The organism is Streptomyces populi, assembly GCF_002911015.1.
Classification (GTDB): Bacteria; Actinomycetota; Actinomycetes; order Streptomycetales; family Streptomycetaceae; genus Streptomyces; species Streptomyces populi.
In genome coordinates, this window is record NZ_KZ626922.1 from 1 (window position 1) to 15656 (window position 15656).

Annotated in this window: 14 protein-coding genes; 7 read left to right on the forward strand and 7 right to left on the reverse strand. The window is 73.5% G+C overall.

Annotation, left to right across the window (positions count from 1 at the left end; genetic code table 11):
- Positions 1-4361, reverse strand: a 4361-nt coding sequence (locus CW362_RS30995; RefSeq protein WP_240658123.1) for an ATP-dependent helicase, incomplete at its 3' end; no start/stop codon positions are given.
- Positions 4362-4536: 175 nt separating this feature from the next.
- On the opposite strand from CW362_RS30995, the gene CW362_RS31000 reads away from it, so the two are divergent.
- Genes CW362_RS31000 through CW362_RS31010 form a run of 3 tightly spaced genes read left to right on the forward strand, consistent with a single transcriptional unit; the run spans position 4537 to position 6535 of the window.
- Positions 4537-5529 carry an AraC family transcriptional regulator gene (locus tag CW362_RS31000; protein ID WP_240658124.1) on the forward strand — a complete coding sequence of 331 codons (993 nt, stop codon included), beginning with the start codon at positions 4537-4539 and terminating at the stop codon, positions 5527-5529.
- Positions 5430-6230, forward strand: a complete 801-nt coding sequence (locus CW362_RS31005; RefSeq protein WP_240658127.1) for an AzlC family ABC transporter permease — start codon at positions 5430-5432, stop codon at positions 6228-6230. The genes CW362_RS31000 and CW362_RS31005 overlap by 100 nt, the downstream gene beginning before the upstream one ends.
- The gene (locus CW362_RS31010; protein WP_103552926.1) at positions 6227-6535 is read left to right on the forward strand and encodes an AzlD domain-containing protein; all 309 of its coding nucleotides are present in this window, start codon (positions 6227-6229) and stop codon (positions 6533-6535) included. Before CW362_RS31005 ends, CW362_RS31010 begins: the two co-directional genes overlap by 4 nt.
- A 126-nt stretch (positions 6536-6661) precedes the next feature.
- Here CW362_RS31010 and CW362_RS31015 read toward each other — a convergent pair whose 3' ends face one another.
- Positions 6662-7606 carry a hypothetical protein gene (locus tag CW362_RS31015; RefSeq protein WP_103552927.1) on the reverse strand — a complete coding sequence of 315 codons (945 nt, stop codon included), beginning with the start codon at positions 7604-7606 and terminating at the stop codon, positions 6662-6664.
- Between the two features lie 80 nt (positions 7607-7686).
- On the opposite strand from CW362_RS31015, the gene CW362_RS31020 reads away from it, so the two are divergent.
- Together CW362_RS31020 and CW362_RS31025 are read left to right on the forward strand one after the other, a co-directional pair.
- On the forward strand, positions 7687-7881 hold the full coding sequence (locus CW362_RS31020) for a DUF3046 domain-containing protein (protein ID WP_103552928.1): 195 nt from the start codon (positions 7687-7689) through the stop codon (positions 7879-7881).
- A 72-nt stretch (positions 7882-7953) separates the two neighbouring features.
- The gene (locus tag CW362_RS31025) at positions 7954-9165 is read left to right on the forward strand and encodes an AI-2E family transporter (RefSeq protein ID WP_103552929.1); all 1212 of its coding nucleotides are present in this window, start codon (positions 7954-7956) and stop codon (positions 9163-9165) included.
- 27 nt (positions 9166-9192) lie between these two features.
- Here the strand turns inward: CW362_RS31025 and CW362_RS31030 are convergent, their stop codons facing one another.
- Positions 9193-9972 carry a hypothetical protein gene (locus CW362_RS31030; RefSeq protein ID WP_103552930.1) on the reverse strand — a complete coding sequence of 260 codons (780 nt, stop codon included), beginning with the start codon at positions 9970-9972 and terminating at the stop codon, positions 9193-9195.
- 358 nt (positions 9973-10330) lie between these two features.
- Here CW362_RS31030 and recA point away from each other — a divergent pair, with 358 nt between their 5' ends.
- Positions 10331-11455: a recombinase RecA gene (recA, locus tag CW362_RS31035; RefSeq protein ID WP_103552931.1), complete on the forward strand. Its 1125-nt coding sequence runs from the start codon at positions 10331-10333 to the stop codon at positions 11453-11455.
- A 3-nt stretch (positions 11456-11458) separates the two neighbouring features.
- Complete coding sequence (gene recX, locus CW362_RS31040; RefSeq protein ID WP_103552932.1) at positions 11459-12385, forward strand: recombination regulator RecX; 927 nt, start codon at positions 11459-11461, stop codon at positions 12383-12385.
- Positions 12386-12651: 266 nt separating this feature from the next.
- Here the strand turns inward: recX and CW362_RS31045 are convergent, their stop codons facing one another.
- The 4 genes from CW362_RS31045 to CW362_RS31055 all read right to left on the reverse strand — a co-directional run bounded on the left by CW362_RS31045 (position 12652) and on the right by CW362_RS31055 (position 15567).
- Positions 12652-13065 carry a rhodanese-like domain-containing protein gene (locus CW362_RS31045; RefSeq protein ID WP_240658125.1) on the reverse strand — a complete coding sequence of 138 codons (414 nt, stop codon included), beginning with the start codon at positions 13063-13065 and terminating at the stop codon, positions 12652-12654.
- Positions 13062-13643: a cysteine dioxygenase gene (locus tag CW362_RS31050; RefSeq protein WP_420856887.1), complete on the reverse strand. Its 582-nt coding sequence runs from the start codon at positions 13641-13643 to the stop codon at positions 13062-13064. Before CW362_RS31050 ends, CW362_RS31045 begins: the two co-directional genes overlap by 4 nt.
- A gap of 76 nt (positions 13644-13719) precedes the next feature.
- A complete protein-coding gene (locus tag CW362_RS45725) occupies positions 13720-13806 on the reverse strand; it encodes a putative leader peptide (RefSeq protein ID WP_318722129.1) in 87 nt (28 codons plus the stop codon).
- Between the two features lie 108 nt (positions 13807-13914).
- A complete protein-coding gene (locus CW362_RS31055) occupies positions 13915-15567 on the reverse strand; it encodes an FAD-dependent monooxygenase (protein ID WP_103552935.1) in 1653 nt (550 codons plus the stop codon).
- Positions 15568-15656: the final 89 nt, after the last annotated feature.

Consider the following 15656-nt stretch of genomic DNA (forward strand, 5'->3'; position numbering starts at 1 on the left):
TCGCCGCCCCGACCCGTGCCGTCGAAACCCGAGGGGGAGCGGGGGAAGGCGGCGCTGTCCGGGAAGCCGTGGGCAGCGGGAGAGTCGTCGGGGACGGCCGGTTCGAACAGGGCGGCACCCCGGTCGCGCGCGTTCGCCGCCGCCCGGAGCCGGTCCACCGCGCCGTCCATCGCGAACTGGGCCGCGCCGAGCCCCTCGACCACATAGCCCCGCCGGGCCTGGCCGCTGTCCTCGAAGGCCGACAGGATGCGGTACACCGCCGAGAAGCCTCCCTCCACGCCTTCCGCCGCGACGGCTCCCCGGGTCACCACCCCGTGCCGGTCGAGCAGCGTCCGGGCCAGGGCGTGGGCGCGGACGGTGCCGTCGGGTTCGCGTTCGGGCAGCAGGGACCAGCGGCCCGCCACCGTGGGGGGACCGGTGCGCGACTGGGGGCGCGCCCCTCCGGTCAGGGAGCCGTAACGTCCGCGGGGGACCGAGCGCTTGGCGCGGTGGGCCGTGGATCCCGCGGTGCGGCCCGAACCCAGGAGGGAGCGCATCGGCGCGAGCGTGTCGTTCGTCAGACGCCCGGACCAGGCCAGCTCCCAGATCGCGTCGGCGAGGTGGGGATCGGTCGCGTCGGGGTGCGTGGTGGCGCGGACCTGGTCGGCGATCTGGCGGAAGAACAGGCCGTAGCCCCCCGAGAGGGTGTCGAGGACCGACTGGTGCAGGGCCGTCGGCTCCAGGGGGTGCGCGGCGGGAAGGAGCAGGGGCGCGGCGTCCGCGAGGTACAACGACACCCAGCCGTCCTTGCCCGGCAGGGAACCCGCTCCGGCCCAGAGCACCTCACCGGCGGCCGTGAGCTCGTCGAGCAGCGCGGGCGCGTAACCGGCGACCCGGGACGGCAGCACGAGCTTCTCCAGCGCGGACGCCGGCACGGACGCGCCCTGCAACTGCTCGACGGCGCGGACCAGCCCGTCGACGCCGCGCAGCCCGTGGCCGCTGCCCACGTGCTGCCACTGCGGCAGGAACTGGGCGAGCGCGGCGGGCGGGACCGGCTCGAGCTCATGGCGCAGCGCCGCGAGCGAACGGCGGCGCAGCCTGCGCAGGACCGTCGCGTCGCACCACTCCTGGCCGATGCCCGCCGGATGGAACTCCCCTTGGACCACCCGGCCGTTCGCGGCGAGGCGGTGCAGCGCGCCGTCGGTGACGGCCGTACCGAGACCGAAGCGGGCGGCGGCCGTGGCGGAGGTGAACGGCCCGTGGGTGCGGGCGTACCGGGCGAGGAGATCGCCGAGCGGATCCTTGACCGGCTCGGTGAAGGCTTCCGGGACCCCGACGGGCAACGCCGTGCCGAGCGCGTCGCGCAGCCGGCCCGCGTCCTCGACGGCCGCCCAGTGGTCGGCTCCGGCGATCCGGACCCGGATGGCGCGACGGGCGGCGGCCAGCTCGCTCGCCCACTGCGGCTGCGCGCCCCGCTCGGCCAGCTCGCCCTCCGTGAGCGGCCCGAGCAGCCGCAGCAGGTCGGCGACGCCCTCCACGTCCTTGACGCGGCGGTCCTCGGTGAGCCACTGGAGCTCGCGCTCCAGCTCGGCCAGGACGTCGGCGTCCAGCAGCTCGCGCAGCTCGGCCTGGCCCAGCAGCTCGGCCAGCAGCCTCGAGTCGAGCGACAGCGCGGCGGCCCGCCGCTCGGCGAGCGGCGAGTCGCCCTCGTACAGGAACTGGGCGACGTACCCGAAGAGCAGGGAGCGGGCGAAGGGGGAGGGCTCGGGGGTGGTGACCTCGACGAGCCGCACCTTGCGGGACTCGATGTCGCCCATCAGCTCCACGAGGCCGGGCACGTCGAAGACGTCCTGGAGGCACTCGCGCACCGCCTCCAGGACGATCGGGAACGAACCGAACTCACCGGCCACCTGGAGCAGCTGGGCGGCACGCTGCCGCTGCTGCCACAGGGGGGTGCGCTTGCCGGGGTTGCGGCGCGGCAGGAGCAGGGCGCGGGCGGCGCATTCGCGGAAGCGGGCGGCGAAGAGGGCCGAACCGCCGACCTGGTCCGTGACGATCCGGTCGACCTCGCCCTTGTCGAAGGCGACGTCCGCCGCGCCGACCGGCGCCTGCTCCGCGTCCCACTCCGCGCCCGCCTTCGAAGGCTCCTGGTCGAGCAGGTCCAGGCCCATCAGATCGGCGTCGGGCAGGCGCAGCACGATGCCGTCGTCCGCGTGCATGACCTGCGCGTCCATGCCGTACCGCTCGGACAGCTTGGCCCCCAGGGCGAGGGCCCAGGGGGCGTGGACCTGGGCGCCGAAGGGGGAGTGCACGACCACGCGCCAGTCGCCCAGCTCGTCGCGGAAGCGTTCGACGACGATCGTCCGGTCGTCCGGGACGTGCCCGCACGCCTCGCGCTGTTCGGTGAGGTAGGCGATGACGTTGCCCGCGGCCCAGGTGTCCAGGCCCGCGGCGAGCAGGCGTAGCCGGGCGTCCTCCTCGGGGAGCGAACCGACCTCCCGCAGGAACGCGCCGACCGCGCGCCCCAGTTCGAGCGGACGTCCGAGCTGGTCGCCCTTCCAGAAGGGCAGCCGGCCGGGGACGCCGGGGGCGGGGGAGACCAGGACCCGGTCCCTGGTGATGTCCTCGATGCGCCAGGAGCTGGTGCCGAGGGTGAAGACGTCGCCCACCCGGGACTCGTAGACCATCTCCTCGTCGAGCTCGCCGACCCGGCCGCCGCCCTTCTTGGGGTCGGTCCCCGCGAGGAACACCCCGAAGAGTCCGCGGTCGGGGATGGTGCCCCCGGAGGTGACGGCGAGACGCTGGGCGCCGGGGCGGCCGGTCACCGTGCCCGCGACGCGGTCCCACACCACGCGGGGCCTCAGCTCGGCGAAGGCGTCCGACGGATAGCGGCCCGCGAGCATGTCGAGCACGGCGGTGAACGCCGACTCCGGGAGCGAGGCGAAGGGGGCCGCCCGGCGGACCGTGGCGAGCAGATCGTCGGCCTGCCAGGTGTCGAGCGCCGTCATGGCCACGAGCTGCTGGGCCAGCACGTCCAGCGGATTGGAGGGGACCCGCAGGGACTCGATGGAGCCGGTGCGCATCCGCTCGGTGACCACGGCCGACTGCACCAGATCGCCCCGGTACTTGGGGAAGACGACACCGGTGGAGACCGCGCCGACCTGGTGACCCGCGCGGCCCACGCGCTGGAGCCCCGAGGCCACGGACGGCGGCGACTCGACCTGGACGACGAGGTCGACCGCGCCCATGTCGATGCCCAGTTCGAGGCTGGAGGTGGCGACCACGGCGGGCAGGCGGCCGGCCTTCAGGTCCTCCTCGACCTGCGCCCGCTGCTCCTTGGAGACCGAACCGTGGTGGGCGCGGGCGATGACGGGCGGCGCCCCCTGGGCCGCGCCCGAGCCGCCCATCAGCTCGGCCGGCGCGTGGGCCTCCTCCAGGGGCTCGCCGGTCGCCCTCTCGTACGCGATCTCGTTGAGCCGGTTGCACAGGCGCTCGGCCAGCCGGCGCGAGTTGGCGAACACGATCGTCGAGCGGTGGGACTGGACGAGGTCGGCGATCCGCTCCTCGACGTGCGGCCAGATGGAGGGCTTCTCCGCACCCTCCTTGCCGTCGGCGGCGGGGGACCCGCCCAGCTCGCCCAGGTCCTCCACCGGGACGACCACGGAGAGGTCGAACTCCTTGCCGGACGGCGGCTGGACGATCTCCACCTTGCGGCGGGGCGAGAGGTAGCGCGCCACCTCGTCCACGGGACGGACCGTCGCGGAGAGGCCGATGCGCCGGGCGGGTTTCGGCAGCAGCTCGTCGAGGCGCTCCAGGGTGAGCGCGAGATGGGCGCCGCGCTTGGTGCCCGCGACAGCGTGCACCTCGTCCAGGATCACCGTCTCGATGCCGGTCAGCGCGTCGCGCGTGGCCGAGGTCAGCATCAGGAACAGCGACTCGGGGGTCGTGATCAGGATGTCCGGCGGGCGGGTGGCCAGCGCCCGGCGCTCGGCGGGCGGGGTGTCGCCGGAACGGATGCCCACCTTCACCTCCGGCTCCGGCAGTCCGAGCCGCACGGACTCCTGCCGGATGCCGGTCAGCGGACTGCGCAGATTGCGCTCCACGTCGACCGCGAGTGCCTTGAGCGGCGACACGTACAGGACCCGGCAGCGCTTGCGCGGGTCCGCCGGCGGCGGTGTCGAGGCCAGCTGGTCCAGCGCGGCGAGGAACGCGGCCAGCGTCTTGCCGGAGCCGGTGGGGGCGACCACCAGCACGTCCGAGCCCGCGCCGATGGCCGCCCACGCCCCGGCCTGGGCCGCGGTGGGCGCGGAGAAGGCCCCCGTGAACCAGCCGCGGGTCGCGGGGGAGAAGCCGTCGAGCGCAGGGTGCGCGGAGCTGACCATGCGTCCATCCTGCACCCGCCCACTGACAACCGCGCCGAGCTGCGAGAACGTCACGACCGGGCGGGTCGGGGGAGAACCGTGCCGCGCCGGTCCGGGCACACGGGACGAAGCGGGGCGGGCGTCGGCGGCCGCTCCCGGCACGATGGCGGACGGCACGGTGGCGGACAATGAGGACGTGGCAGGTTCGGGGCAGGAGCGGGCGCGGCACTGGCAGTATCCGGAGCTGCCCGGTGTCGATCTGCTGCGGGCCCGCTACGTCGAGAAGATCTTCGTGCGGCACACCCACGAGAACTTCGTCATCGCCGCCGTCGCCGAGGGCGTCGAGGTCTTCCACCACGGCGGCGCCGACCAGTACGTGGGCCCGGGTTCGCTGGCCCTGGTCAACCCCGACACCCCGCACACCGGGCGCGCGGGCGTTCCCGAGGGCTGGAGGTACGGCGCCGTGTACCCCTCGCCGGACACGGTGGCCGAGATCGCCGCCGAGACCACCACCCTTCGCGGCACCCCGGGATTCAGCCGCCCGGTGCTCGACGACCCCTACGCGGCGAGCCTGGTCCACCAAGTGCTCAGGGCCGCCGAGGAGGGCAACGCGCTGGCCGCCGACACCCTGCTGAGGGTCGCCGTGACCCGGCTGCTGCGCCTGAACGGAGGGCCGCTGCCGCAGCGGGCCGTGCGCACCGCCGGCGGCCGGCTCGCGGCACGCGCGCGTGGCGTGCTGGACGAGCGGATGGCCGAGCCGCCGACCCTGGAGCGGCTCGCGGCCGAACTCGGCACCAGCCCGTTCGCGCTGCTGCGCGCCTTCCGGGACGCCTACGGCATGCCGCCCCACACCTGGCTGACCGACGCCCGGGTGCGCCGGGCACGCCGGCTGCTGGACGCCGGGTCCACCCCCGCCGAGGCGGCCGTCGCCGTCGGCTTCACCGACCAGCCGCACCTCAACCGTCACTTCAGCCGGATCGTGGGCGTACCCCCGGGCGCCTACCAGCGGGAGCGCAAGAACGTACAAGACGCGGGCGGGCGTCTCCTCGTACCGTCCGAGGCGTGGCACAACAGACAGCTCCCCCGGACATACGCGGTGAACAACACGGAAAACCCGACGCGGCCGTCGTCCGCGACGCCCTCGGAGTCGGGGTCGCCGTCGGACTGTCCGGCTTCGCCTTCGGGGTGACCTCGGCAGGCAGCGGCCTCAGCCTGCTCCAGACCTGCGCCCTCAGCCTCCTGGTGTTCACCGGGGCCTCGCAGTTCGCGCTCGTGGGCGCGCTGGCGGCCGGGGGCAACCCGCTCACCGCGGCCGCCGGGGCGTTCTTCCTCGGGGTCCGGAACGCCTTCTACGGACTGCGTCTGTCCCAGCTCCTGGCCCTCCCGCGCGCGGTGCGCCCGTTCGCCGCCCAGTGGGTGATCGACGAGACCACGGCCGTGGCGCTCGCCCAGCCCACCCGCCGCAGCGTCCGGATCGGCTTCACCGTCACCGGGCTGTCCCTCTATCTGCTGTGGAACCTCACCACCCTCCTCGGCGCGGCCGGGGCCGAGGCCATCGGCGACACCGACGCGTGGGGCCTGGACGCGGCCGGGCCCGCGGTGTTCCTGGCACTGCTGGCGCCGATGCTGAAGACCGCCACGGAACGCGCCGTCGCGGGAATCGCCGTCCTTCTGGGGCTCGGCCTGCTGCCCGTGCTGCCCGCCGGGGTCCCGGTGCTGGTGGCCGCCCTGGCCGCCCCCGCCGTGCTCTACGTGACGGGGCGCCGCCGCGCGGACACCGCCCGCGACGCCTCCGCCGGCGTGTCGGACGGGACCCCGGCCGGTGCCGTGGACGAACCACCGGCCGACGGGCGGAACGGCGGACCGGACGTGCGGGGAGAAGAGCGATGAACATCTGGATCGCCATCGGCGCCACCGCCGTGGGCTGCTACGCCGTCAAACTCATCGGTCTGCTGATCCCCGCGGGCGTGCTGGAGCGGCCGCTCGTGCAACGCCTCGCCGCTCTGCTGCCCGTCGCGCTCCTGGCCGCCCTCACGGCCCAGCAGACCTTCGCCGACGGGCGGGTGCTCGTGGTCGACGCGAAGGCAGCCGGGCTCGCCGCGGCGGCCGTCGCGCTGATCCTGCGTGCCCCGTTCCTGGTGGTGGTCGCCGCGGCGGTGGTGGTGACGGCCGGGGTCCGCGCGTTGACGGGCTGACACCCGGACCCGCGGCACCGCCTCCGGACGCTCCGGGCCTCCGGACACCTCGGAGCCCCCGGAGACCTCGGACGCCATGGAGCCCCTGGGCGCACCGGAGAGCCCGGGGGCGGACCGCCGACGGCCTCAGCCGACGGCCCGGCCGTACGCCCGGAGCGTGCGCAGCGCCTCGACGGTCACGATGGGACGGCTCTCCAGCGCGGTGCCGGGGGCCCACTGGCGCCAGCGGACCGGCCACCCGCCGTCCTCCTGCTGCTCGTCCGCGAGGTGGTCCAGTGAACGGGCCATCTCCTCGTCGGTGAACCACGCGCGCGCGAGCGAGTCCGGCGTCCGCGCGTAGTCGTGCGGGAAGTGGTGCTCCCCCGGCGCGTAGCCGGGCGACACGGGGTAGGCCTCCAGATGCCCGGGGTCCAGCGCGGCGAGCCGCTGCTCGCGGACGAGCCGCCCCAGCCGGTCGGCGCACGCCTCCGCGCGCGGGCGGTCGGCCGCGGAGTCCAGGAAGGCGACGGCCGCCTCGACCTCGTAGGGATGGGACTTCTCCAGGGACTCCACCGCCTGCCAGCAGAAGTCGGTGGCCCGGAAAAGCCAGGCGTTCCACACCTCGTTGCGGTGCAGCAGGCCCACGACCGGGCCGGTGGCGAGGAGTTCGCTCGGCGGATCGTCGACGACCGGAACGAAGGGGGCCGCCGGATAGCCGCGCTGGCTCGGATGGACGGCCGGCAGCGCGCCGTCCGCGGTCGACACGGAGGTCAGATAGCGGCACACCCGTTCCACGCGCTGCCCGCCGCAGCGCCCGATCGAGTCGAGCACGCGCAGGGCGTGCCCGGTGTGCAGCGGCTGGCTGACCGGGCCGCGCAGATCGGGTTCGAGCGCGTGCCCGTACCCCTCGTCGTCGTTGCGGTAGGCGGCCAACGCCGTCTCCACCGCGTCGGCGCCGCCACCGAGGAAGTGGTAGGCGAAGCGGCGCTGTTCCAGCACGCGTGCGGTGAGCCAGACGAAGTGCTCGGCACGCGCGAGAGGCGAGTGCGCGGGGGGCGTCTGGGGGAGTGGAGGTGCTCCGGTTTCGGCCATGCGTCAGACCGTAGGGCGGAAAGCGGTCTCGGAAAGCGGTCCCGGCTCGGGCCCACTCTCAGGGGCGGGATACTGGAGTCATGCGGTTGACGGTCTTCTGGCAGCGAATGGCTGATCACTTCGGCGCGGGCTACGCCGAGACGTTCGCGCGCGATCATGTGATGACGGAACTCGGCGGGCACACCGTCCGCGAGGCGCTGGACGCGGGCTGGGAGGCCAAGGACGTGTGGCGCGTGGTGTGCGCGACGATGAACGTTCCGCACGAAAACCACTGAAGCGGACCCGGGAACCGGGAAAGACCGGGGGGACGTGGATCCGGTGTCGGCGGCGTGGGCCAGACTTGGCGGGTGGCCCCGACAGACGAGAACACGCAGGTCGATCAGCAGTCATCACCGCTCGGCACGACGCCGCCCGGTCCGCCCGGCGCCGACGCCGCCGGGCCCGGCGCGCGCATGCCGCGCTGGCTGCCGCGCGCCATGGTGCTCGCGCTCACGCTCGTCGCCGTGTTCCAGCTGGGCAGCTGGGCCTTCCACCAGCTCACCGGCCTGCTGATCAACATCCTGATCTCGTTCTTCCTCGCGCTCGCGATAGAACCCGCGGTCAGCTGGATGGCCTCCCGGGGCATGCGCAGGGGGCTGGCCACCTTCCTCGTCTTCCTGGGCTCGCTGATCATGATCGCCGGGTTCTTCACCCTGCTCGGCTCGATGCTCGCGGGCCAGATCATCAAGATGATCGAGGGCTTCCCCGACTACCTCGACTCGGTCATCAACTGGATCAACACGCACTTCCACACCGACCTCAGGCGGGTCGACATCCAGGAGGGCCTGCTCCACTCCGACTGGCTGCGGAAGTACGTGCAGAACAGCGCCACCGGCGTCCTGGACGTGTCCGGGCAGGTGCTCGGCGGCCTCTTCCAGCTGCTGACGGTCGCGCTGTTCTCGTTCTACTTCGCCGCCGACGGACCCCGGCTGCGGCGCGCGCTGTGCTCGGTGCTGCCGCCGGCCCGGCAGGCCGAGGTGCTGCGCGCCTGGGAGATCGCCGTCGACAAGACCGGCGGCTACCTGTACTCGCGCGGCCTGATGGCACTGATCTCGGGCGTCGCCCACTACATCCTGCTGGAGGCGCTGGGCGTGCCCTACGCGCCCGTGCTCGGTGTGTGGGTCGGTCTGGTCTCGCAGTTCATCCCGACCATCGGCACCTACCTCGCGGGCGCCCTGCCGATGCTGATCGCGTTCACGATCGACCCCTGGTACGCGCTGTGGGTCCTGGTCTTCGTCGTGGTCTACCAGCAGTTCGAGAACTACGTCCTCCAGCCCAAGCTGACCTCCAGGACGGTGGACATCCACCCCGCGGTCGCCTTCGGGTCCGTGATCGCGGGCACCGCGCTCCTCGGGGCCGTCGGCGCGCTGATCGCCATTCCCGCCGTCGCCACCCTGCAGGCGTTCCTCGGGGCGTACGTGAAGCGCTACGACGTCACGGACGACCCGCGGGTGCACGGGCACCGCACGCGCAGTTCGGCGGGCCTCCTCGCACGCGTGCGGCGGCAGCTCGGCAGGTGACGTGACCGGGTGCCGGAGGGGCGGCGTTCACCAGGCGAGGGCGGCCTGGACACCGGTCGCGACGACGGCCGCCGCGTAACAGCCGACCGCCCACAGCACGATCCGCTCCCTGGCCGCCTCGCTCCGGTCGGTGCGCGACAGCAGCCAGGCCAGCGCGGGCAGCACCAGCACGGCGTGCAGGCTCACGCCGTGCAGCGGCTTGAGCGGAGCCGTCGAGTGGTACGCGGCCTCCTGGTGGCCGGTCCTGGTGAGGATCACCCCGCGCGCGATCATCACGGCGCCCGACGCCAGCGCCACGAGCAGGATCGCGAACCCCGAGCGCACGGCGAGCGGCATGCCGGCGGGCCCCGCGGGCCGGCTCCGGAAGGAGGCGACCGCGAACGCGGTCAGCACCACGACCAGGACCCCGCCGCCCACCGCGAGCGTCATGGACACCGCCGTGTCGAAGCCGGTCTCCATGTCGAGGTGCGAGGGCACCCCGCGCCACGCCTGAAGGGTGATCCCGCCGACCTCCACCACGCAGTCGGCGGCGAACACGAGGAGCAGCGCGGCACGCGGCCCCGCTGCCATCCGCACGTACGAGGTGACCCAGGTGACCGCGACCAGGGTCAGCCCGAAGGAGAGTCCGAAGGTGACGGGCTTGCGCCAGGAGACGGGGCCGTCCCACGGGCCGCCGTCGACGGCGAGGACCAGCAGGTGCAGGAGGCCCGAGAGGACGAGCAGGGCGCCCGTCGCGCGGCAGAGCCGCTCGGCCGGCCGGAGCGGGAGCTCCGGCGGTGTGGGGGGTCGGGTTCTCGTCGTCGGCATGGCCCACAGCCTGCCGGGAGGGCCCGCCGGCGTCGTCGTACGGCCGAAGGCACCGGCCCTACGCCGTGGAGAGTAGTCCCGGCCCGGGGCGGACGCCGGGCCGGGACCAGTGGATCTTCGGGCGGCGTCGGGGCGCGGACACGGTCTCGGAAGTGCCGTGTGGCGCGCTTGACACAAAAATCGAACATCCATTCTCATGGGGGTTCCGGCGAGGCTTTCGACGGGTGATTCGGCATGGTTTCGACAGGAATATGCCCGAGTTGTCCACAGGCCGGACGGCCGTCGGGGCGCATTGTCAGTGGCAGGCGTTAGCGTCTTTGACGTGAAGCGATCGACTCAAGCAAACCGGGTGGAACCCATGGCAGGAACCGACCGCGAGAAGGCGCTCGACGCCGCGCTCGCGCAGATTGAACGACAGTTCGGCAAGGGCGCCGTGATGCGCCTGGGCGAGCGGCCGAACGAGCCCGTCGAGGTCATCCCCACCGGGTCGACCGCGCTCGACGTCGCCCTCGGTGTCGGCGGCCTGCCGCGCGGCCGAGTGGTGGAGGTGTACGGCCCGGAGTCCTCCGGCAAGACGACCCTCACCCTGCACGCGGTGGCGAACGCGCAGAAGGCCGGCGGCCAGGTGGCGTTCATCGACGCCGAGCACGCCCTCGACCCCGAGTACGCGAAGAAGCTCGGCGTCGACATCGACAACCTGATCCTGTCGCAGCCGGACAACGGCGAGCAGGCGCTGGAGATCGTGGACATGCTGGTCCGCTCCGGTGCGCTCGACCTCATCGTCATCGACTCCGTCGCCGCCCTGGTGCCGCGGGCGGAGATCGAGGGCGAGATGGGCGACTCGCACGTGGGTCTGCAGGCCCGTCTGATGAGCCAGGCCCTGCGGAAGATCACCAGCGCGCTCAACCAGTCGAAGACCACGGCGATCTTCATCAACCAGCTCCGCGAGAAGATCGGCGTGATGTTCGGCTCCCCGGAGACCACGACCGGTGGCCGGGCGCTGAAGTTCTACGCCTCGGTGCGACTCGACATCCGCCGCATCGAGACGCTGAAGGACGGCACGGAGGCGGTCGGCAACCGCACGCGCGTCAAGGTCGTCAAGAACAAGGTCTCGCCGCCCTTCAAGCAGGCCGAGTTCGACATCCTCTACGGGCAGGGCATCAGCCGCGAGGGCGGCCTGATCGACATGGGCGTGGAGCACGGCTTCGTGCGCAAGGCCGGCGCCTGGTACACGTACGAGGGCGACCAGCTCGGCCAGGGCAAGGAGAACGCCCGCAACTTCCTGAAGGACAACCCCGACCTCGCCAACGAGATCGAGAAGAAGATCAAGGAGAAGCTGGGCGTCGGTGTGAGGCCCGAGCAGCCCGCCGGCGAGCCGGGCGCGGACGCCGCGGTCTCGGCCACCCCGGACGACGCCGCGAAGACGGTGCCCGCTCCGGCCGCCAAGACCACCAAGTCCAAGGCCGCCGCGGCCAAGAGCTAGTCCATGACACGACGAACCGACTGGGCCGAGTACACCTATCCCCTCCCCGAGGGGTCGGGGCAGGGGTACGGCGGGGGCGACGGCGGCCCGGCCGGAGAGGGCGATCGGCCCTACGACGGTGCCGGGGGGTACGGCGGGCGGCCGTACGGCACCGACGGCGGGCTCTATGGAACCGATGGTTTCCACGGCGTCGGTCCGGACGACGGTGATCCGGACGACGGTGATCCGACGGGCGGTGACGCGCGGCACGGTGACGGTCTGCCGCGCGGGCACGGTTCGCCGGACACGGCCTCCCGGCGCGGTGGCCGCGCCGAGGGCGGACCGCACGGTGGACGGGGTCGAAGGCGCGGCGGTTTCGGTGAGCCGTCCGGCGACCCGCGAGACGGAGGCTCCTCCTCCTCGTCGAGGGCCGAGAAGGGGGAGTCCCCGGCGGACCCGGCTGAGCGGGCGCGAGCGATCTGTCTGCGCCTGCTCACCGGGACCCCGCGCACGCGCAAGCAACTGGCGGACGCGTTGCGCAAGCGCGAGATCCCGGACGAGGTGGCGGACGAAGTGCTGTCACGGTTCGAGGAGGTCGGGCTGATCAACGACGGCGCCTTCGCGGACGCCTGGGTCGAGTCCCGGCACCATGGCCGGGGGCTGGCCCGGCGGGCGCTCGTCCAGGAACTGCGGACCAAGGGCGTGGAATCGACGCTGATCGACGAGGCCGTCGGGCAGCTCGACTCCGAGCGGGAGGAGACGACCGCGCGTGAGCTGGTCGAGCGCAAGCTGCGCTCCACCCGCGGACTCGACCGCGACAAGCGGCTGAGACGCCTCGCCGGCATGCTCGCCCGCAAGGGCTACTCCCAGGGCATGGCCCTGCGCGTGGTCCGCCGGGCGCTGGAGGAAGAGGGCGAGGACACGGAAGGGCTCGAGGACGAGGGGTTCTGATCCCACGGGTCCCACGGGTCCCACGGACACCCGTACGCGCACCCTCGCGGACTTCCGTACGAGGGCGACCCGTACGAGGCGGCTCGTCCGGGTCGCGGTCGGGGCGCCTCGACCGGTCCGGCCTGGTACCGGCTTGACCGGACATTTCGGTGCGCGCCCCTCGGCCGGCTGCCCGTGCGTGCGCAGAACCGACCAGGCCGTGCGCACGTCGGCCTGACCGGTCTGCCATGGGCGTATCGGTGACCGTCCTTCGGGGGGGAGCGGGGTCAGCCCTCCGTGCCGGCGGCCGTCACCGGAAGGCCGGCGCTCTTCCACGCCTGGAAACCGCCGACGAGATCGGTGGCCCTGTGCAGTCCCAGTCGTCGCAGGGACTCGGCGGCGAGGCTGGAGGCGTAACCCTCGTCGCAGAACAGCACGATCCTCAGGTCATGACCGGTGGCCTCCGGGACGCGGTGGCTGCCCGTGGGGTCGAGCCGCCACTCCAGTTCGTTGCGCTCGATGACGAGGGCGCCGGGGACCAGACCGTCGCGTTCGCGCAGGGCGGCGTACCGGGTGTCGACCAGAAGCGCTTCGCCACGTCGTACGGCTTCGAAGGCGTCCCCGGCCTCCACACGGTCCAGGCCCGCGCGGACCTGCTCCAGCAACGCGTCGATGCCCAGGGGCTGTCGGGAGCCGCTCACTGCCAGTCCTCCGGACGCTCGACGTGCTCCAGGCGCAGGATCTGGCCGGTACGGCTGTAACGGCGGATCTGCGGGAGCGGCGGGTAGTAGGCGTGGACCGAGACCGCGTGCTCCTCGGCGGACTCGTTGAGCACCTCGTGCACGTGATGGCGGCCGAAGCCGCGGCCGGTACCTGCGGGCAGTTTCCGCTCCCGGTCGATCTCCTCGGTGAGTTCCAGGGTCTTCCAGCCGTCGGCGGGCAGCCGGACGGCGAGCGAGTTCTCCTTGAGTTCGCCCGACGCGGTGAGGAAGGCGCCCACCGATTCGGCGTGGTCGTGCCAGCCGGTTCCGGTGCCGGGCGGCCAGCCGATGAGCCAGGCCTCGCTGCCGCCGGGGCCCTCGAGCCGCACCCAGGTACGGCCCTCGGGGTCGAGGGGAAGCGAGGCGATCAGCTCGGCGTCGGCCGCCGTGCGGCGTACGAAGGCCAGCAGGTCGGCCTGGGTGGGGGGACGGGGCGCGTCGGAGACGGCGGAGGGCAGGGAGGCGGCGACGGGGGCAGGCGTGGAGACAGGCGTGGAGACAGGGGGTGGCACAGACACTCGGGACCGTCCTGAGAGTTCGCGAGAGGAGCGCGCGGCGGCACGGGGCGGCGCGCGGAGAATTGAGGATGCGAAGTCAGAAGGACGGACGACACACGCAGCCCGCATAGCGGACGAGGTCCATATGGACCCTCCGCCACAGGCGCACACAGGTGTCGGTCACGATCCGGAGTAGACCATGGAGGCGGAGACCGGTCAACTCACCGTCACCATGTGGACCATGACGGCCCGGGGGTGGTCAGGCTCCCCGGGCCGGACGGTCACAAGGCGTTCACCTTCTGCCCGCGGTCGCCTCCGCGGCGTTCTCGGAGTCGGCGTTCGCGGGTCCGCCGAGCGCGGCCTCGGCCGCCTCGTACAGATCGGCCGGCCGGACCCCGCCGAGCGCGGTGACCAGGTGCCCGTCGGGGCGGACCAGCAGCACGGTGTGTGCCGCCGCGCCCGGATAGCTCTCCGCGACGAGCAGTTCCGCGGGGTGCGGCAGGGCGGTCACGGCGGCGGCGAGCCGCGGCATGATCCCGGCCGTCACCCAGTGCTTGCGCGCCCACACCCCCGTACCCGGAGCGATCAGCACGACGAGCAGGACCCCGCGCCCGAGCCGCTCCCGCAGCGGTACGAACGAGCCGTCCTCCGCGGTCACCCGTACGTCGGCGACCGGTGCCCCGGGCTCGGTGTCGACGAGGGCGCGTGACTCGGCGGGCGGGGGCATGAGCGGGGAGCCGGTGTACGCCCCCGGCGCGCCCAGCGGGCCGCGCCCGAGGTGGCCGTCCGTGAGCAACGCGTCGTGGCCGCGGGCGGACCCGGGGACGTAGGAGCGCAGGCCGCCGCCGTTCCGCAGCAGGGGCAGCGCCTGGTCGGCGGCGCGCAGCCGGGCGGCGACCACCGCGCGCCGTTCCGCCTGGTAGCTGTCGAGGAGGGCGGTGTGCGGGCCGTGGTGCCAGCCGAGGGCCAGCTTCCAGGCGAGGTTGTCGGCGTCCCGCAGTCCCTCGTCCAGGCCCTGGGTGCCGAGGGCGCCCAGCAGGTGGGCCGCGTCCCCGGCGAGGAAGATCCGGCCCGCGCGCCAGCGCCGGGCCAGCCGGTGGTGGACCGTGTGGACCCCGGTGTCGAGCAGCTCGTACGCGGGTGTGGCTCCGCCGCTCCAGCCCCCGAGGGTCTCCCGGATGCGCGCCACCAGCAGATCGGGCGTGACGAGGTCCTTGCCCGGGGGCAGCAGCCAGTCCAGCCGCCAGACGTCCTCGGCGAGTGGACGGGCGCTCACCTCACCGGTGGAGGGGCCGGAGGTGCGCCAGGGCGTCATCCGGTGCAGCAACGCTTCTCCGGGCCAGGGCAGTTCCGTGCGCAGGGCCGCCACGGCGTGCCGTTCGACGGCGGTGCGTCCGGGGAAGCGGATGTCCTGGAGCTTGCGCACCGTCGAGCGCGGCCCGTCGCAGCCGACCAGGTAACTGCCGCGCCACCAGGTGCCGTCGGGGCCCCGGGTGTGCGCGGTGACGCCGGAGGCGTCCTGCTCGACGGAGTCGAGGCGGCTGTGCACGGCGACCTTGACGAGCCGCTCGTGGATGACGGCCTCGCGCAGGGCGCCGGTCAGCGCGTGCTGGGCGATGTGCAGCGGGGCGCTGAACTCCTCCCCGTCGCCGGGGCCTTCCGCGTTCCGGGACGTCTCCCCGCCGAACGTGATCTCGCGCATCACCTGTCTGCGCCGCATCGACCGCCATCCGGCCCAACGGAAGCCGGCGTCGTCCAGGGGCAGACCCGTCAGCCGCTCGACGAGGGCGACCGTGTCCTCGCGCAGCACCACGGTCCGCGCGAGCCGCAGTTCGTCCTTGCCCGGCCCCTCGTCGAGGACCACGGAGGGGACCTCCTGGCGGGCCAGCGCAAGGGCCAGAGCGAGTCCCACGGGCCCCGCTCCGGCAATGATCACCGGGTCCACGGCGCGGTGCCCCCCGCACGGAGCTGTGTCCTGAGGGACGTACGGGAACAGGCAGGTGGAGCAGGGTGCACGATCACAGAACGTATGCA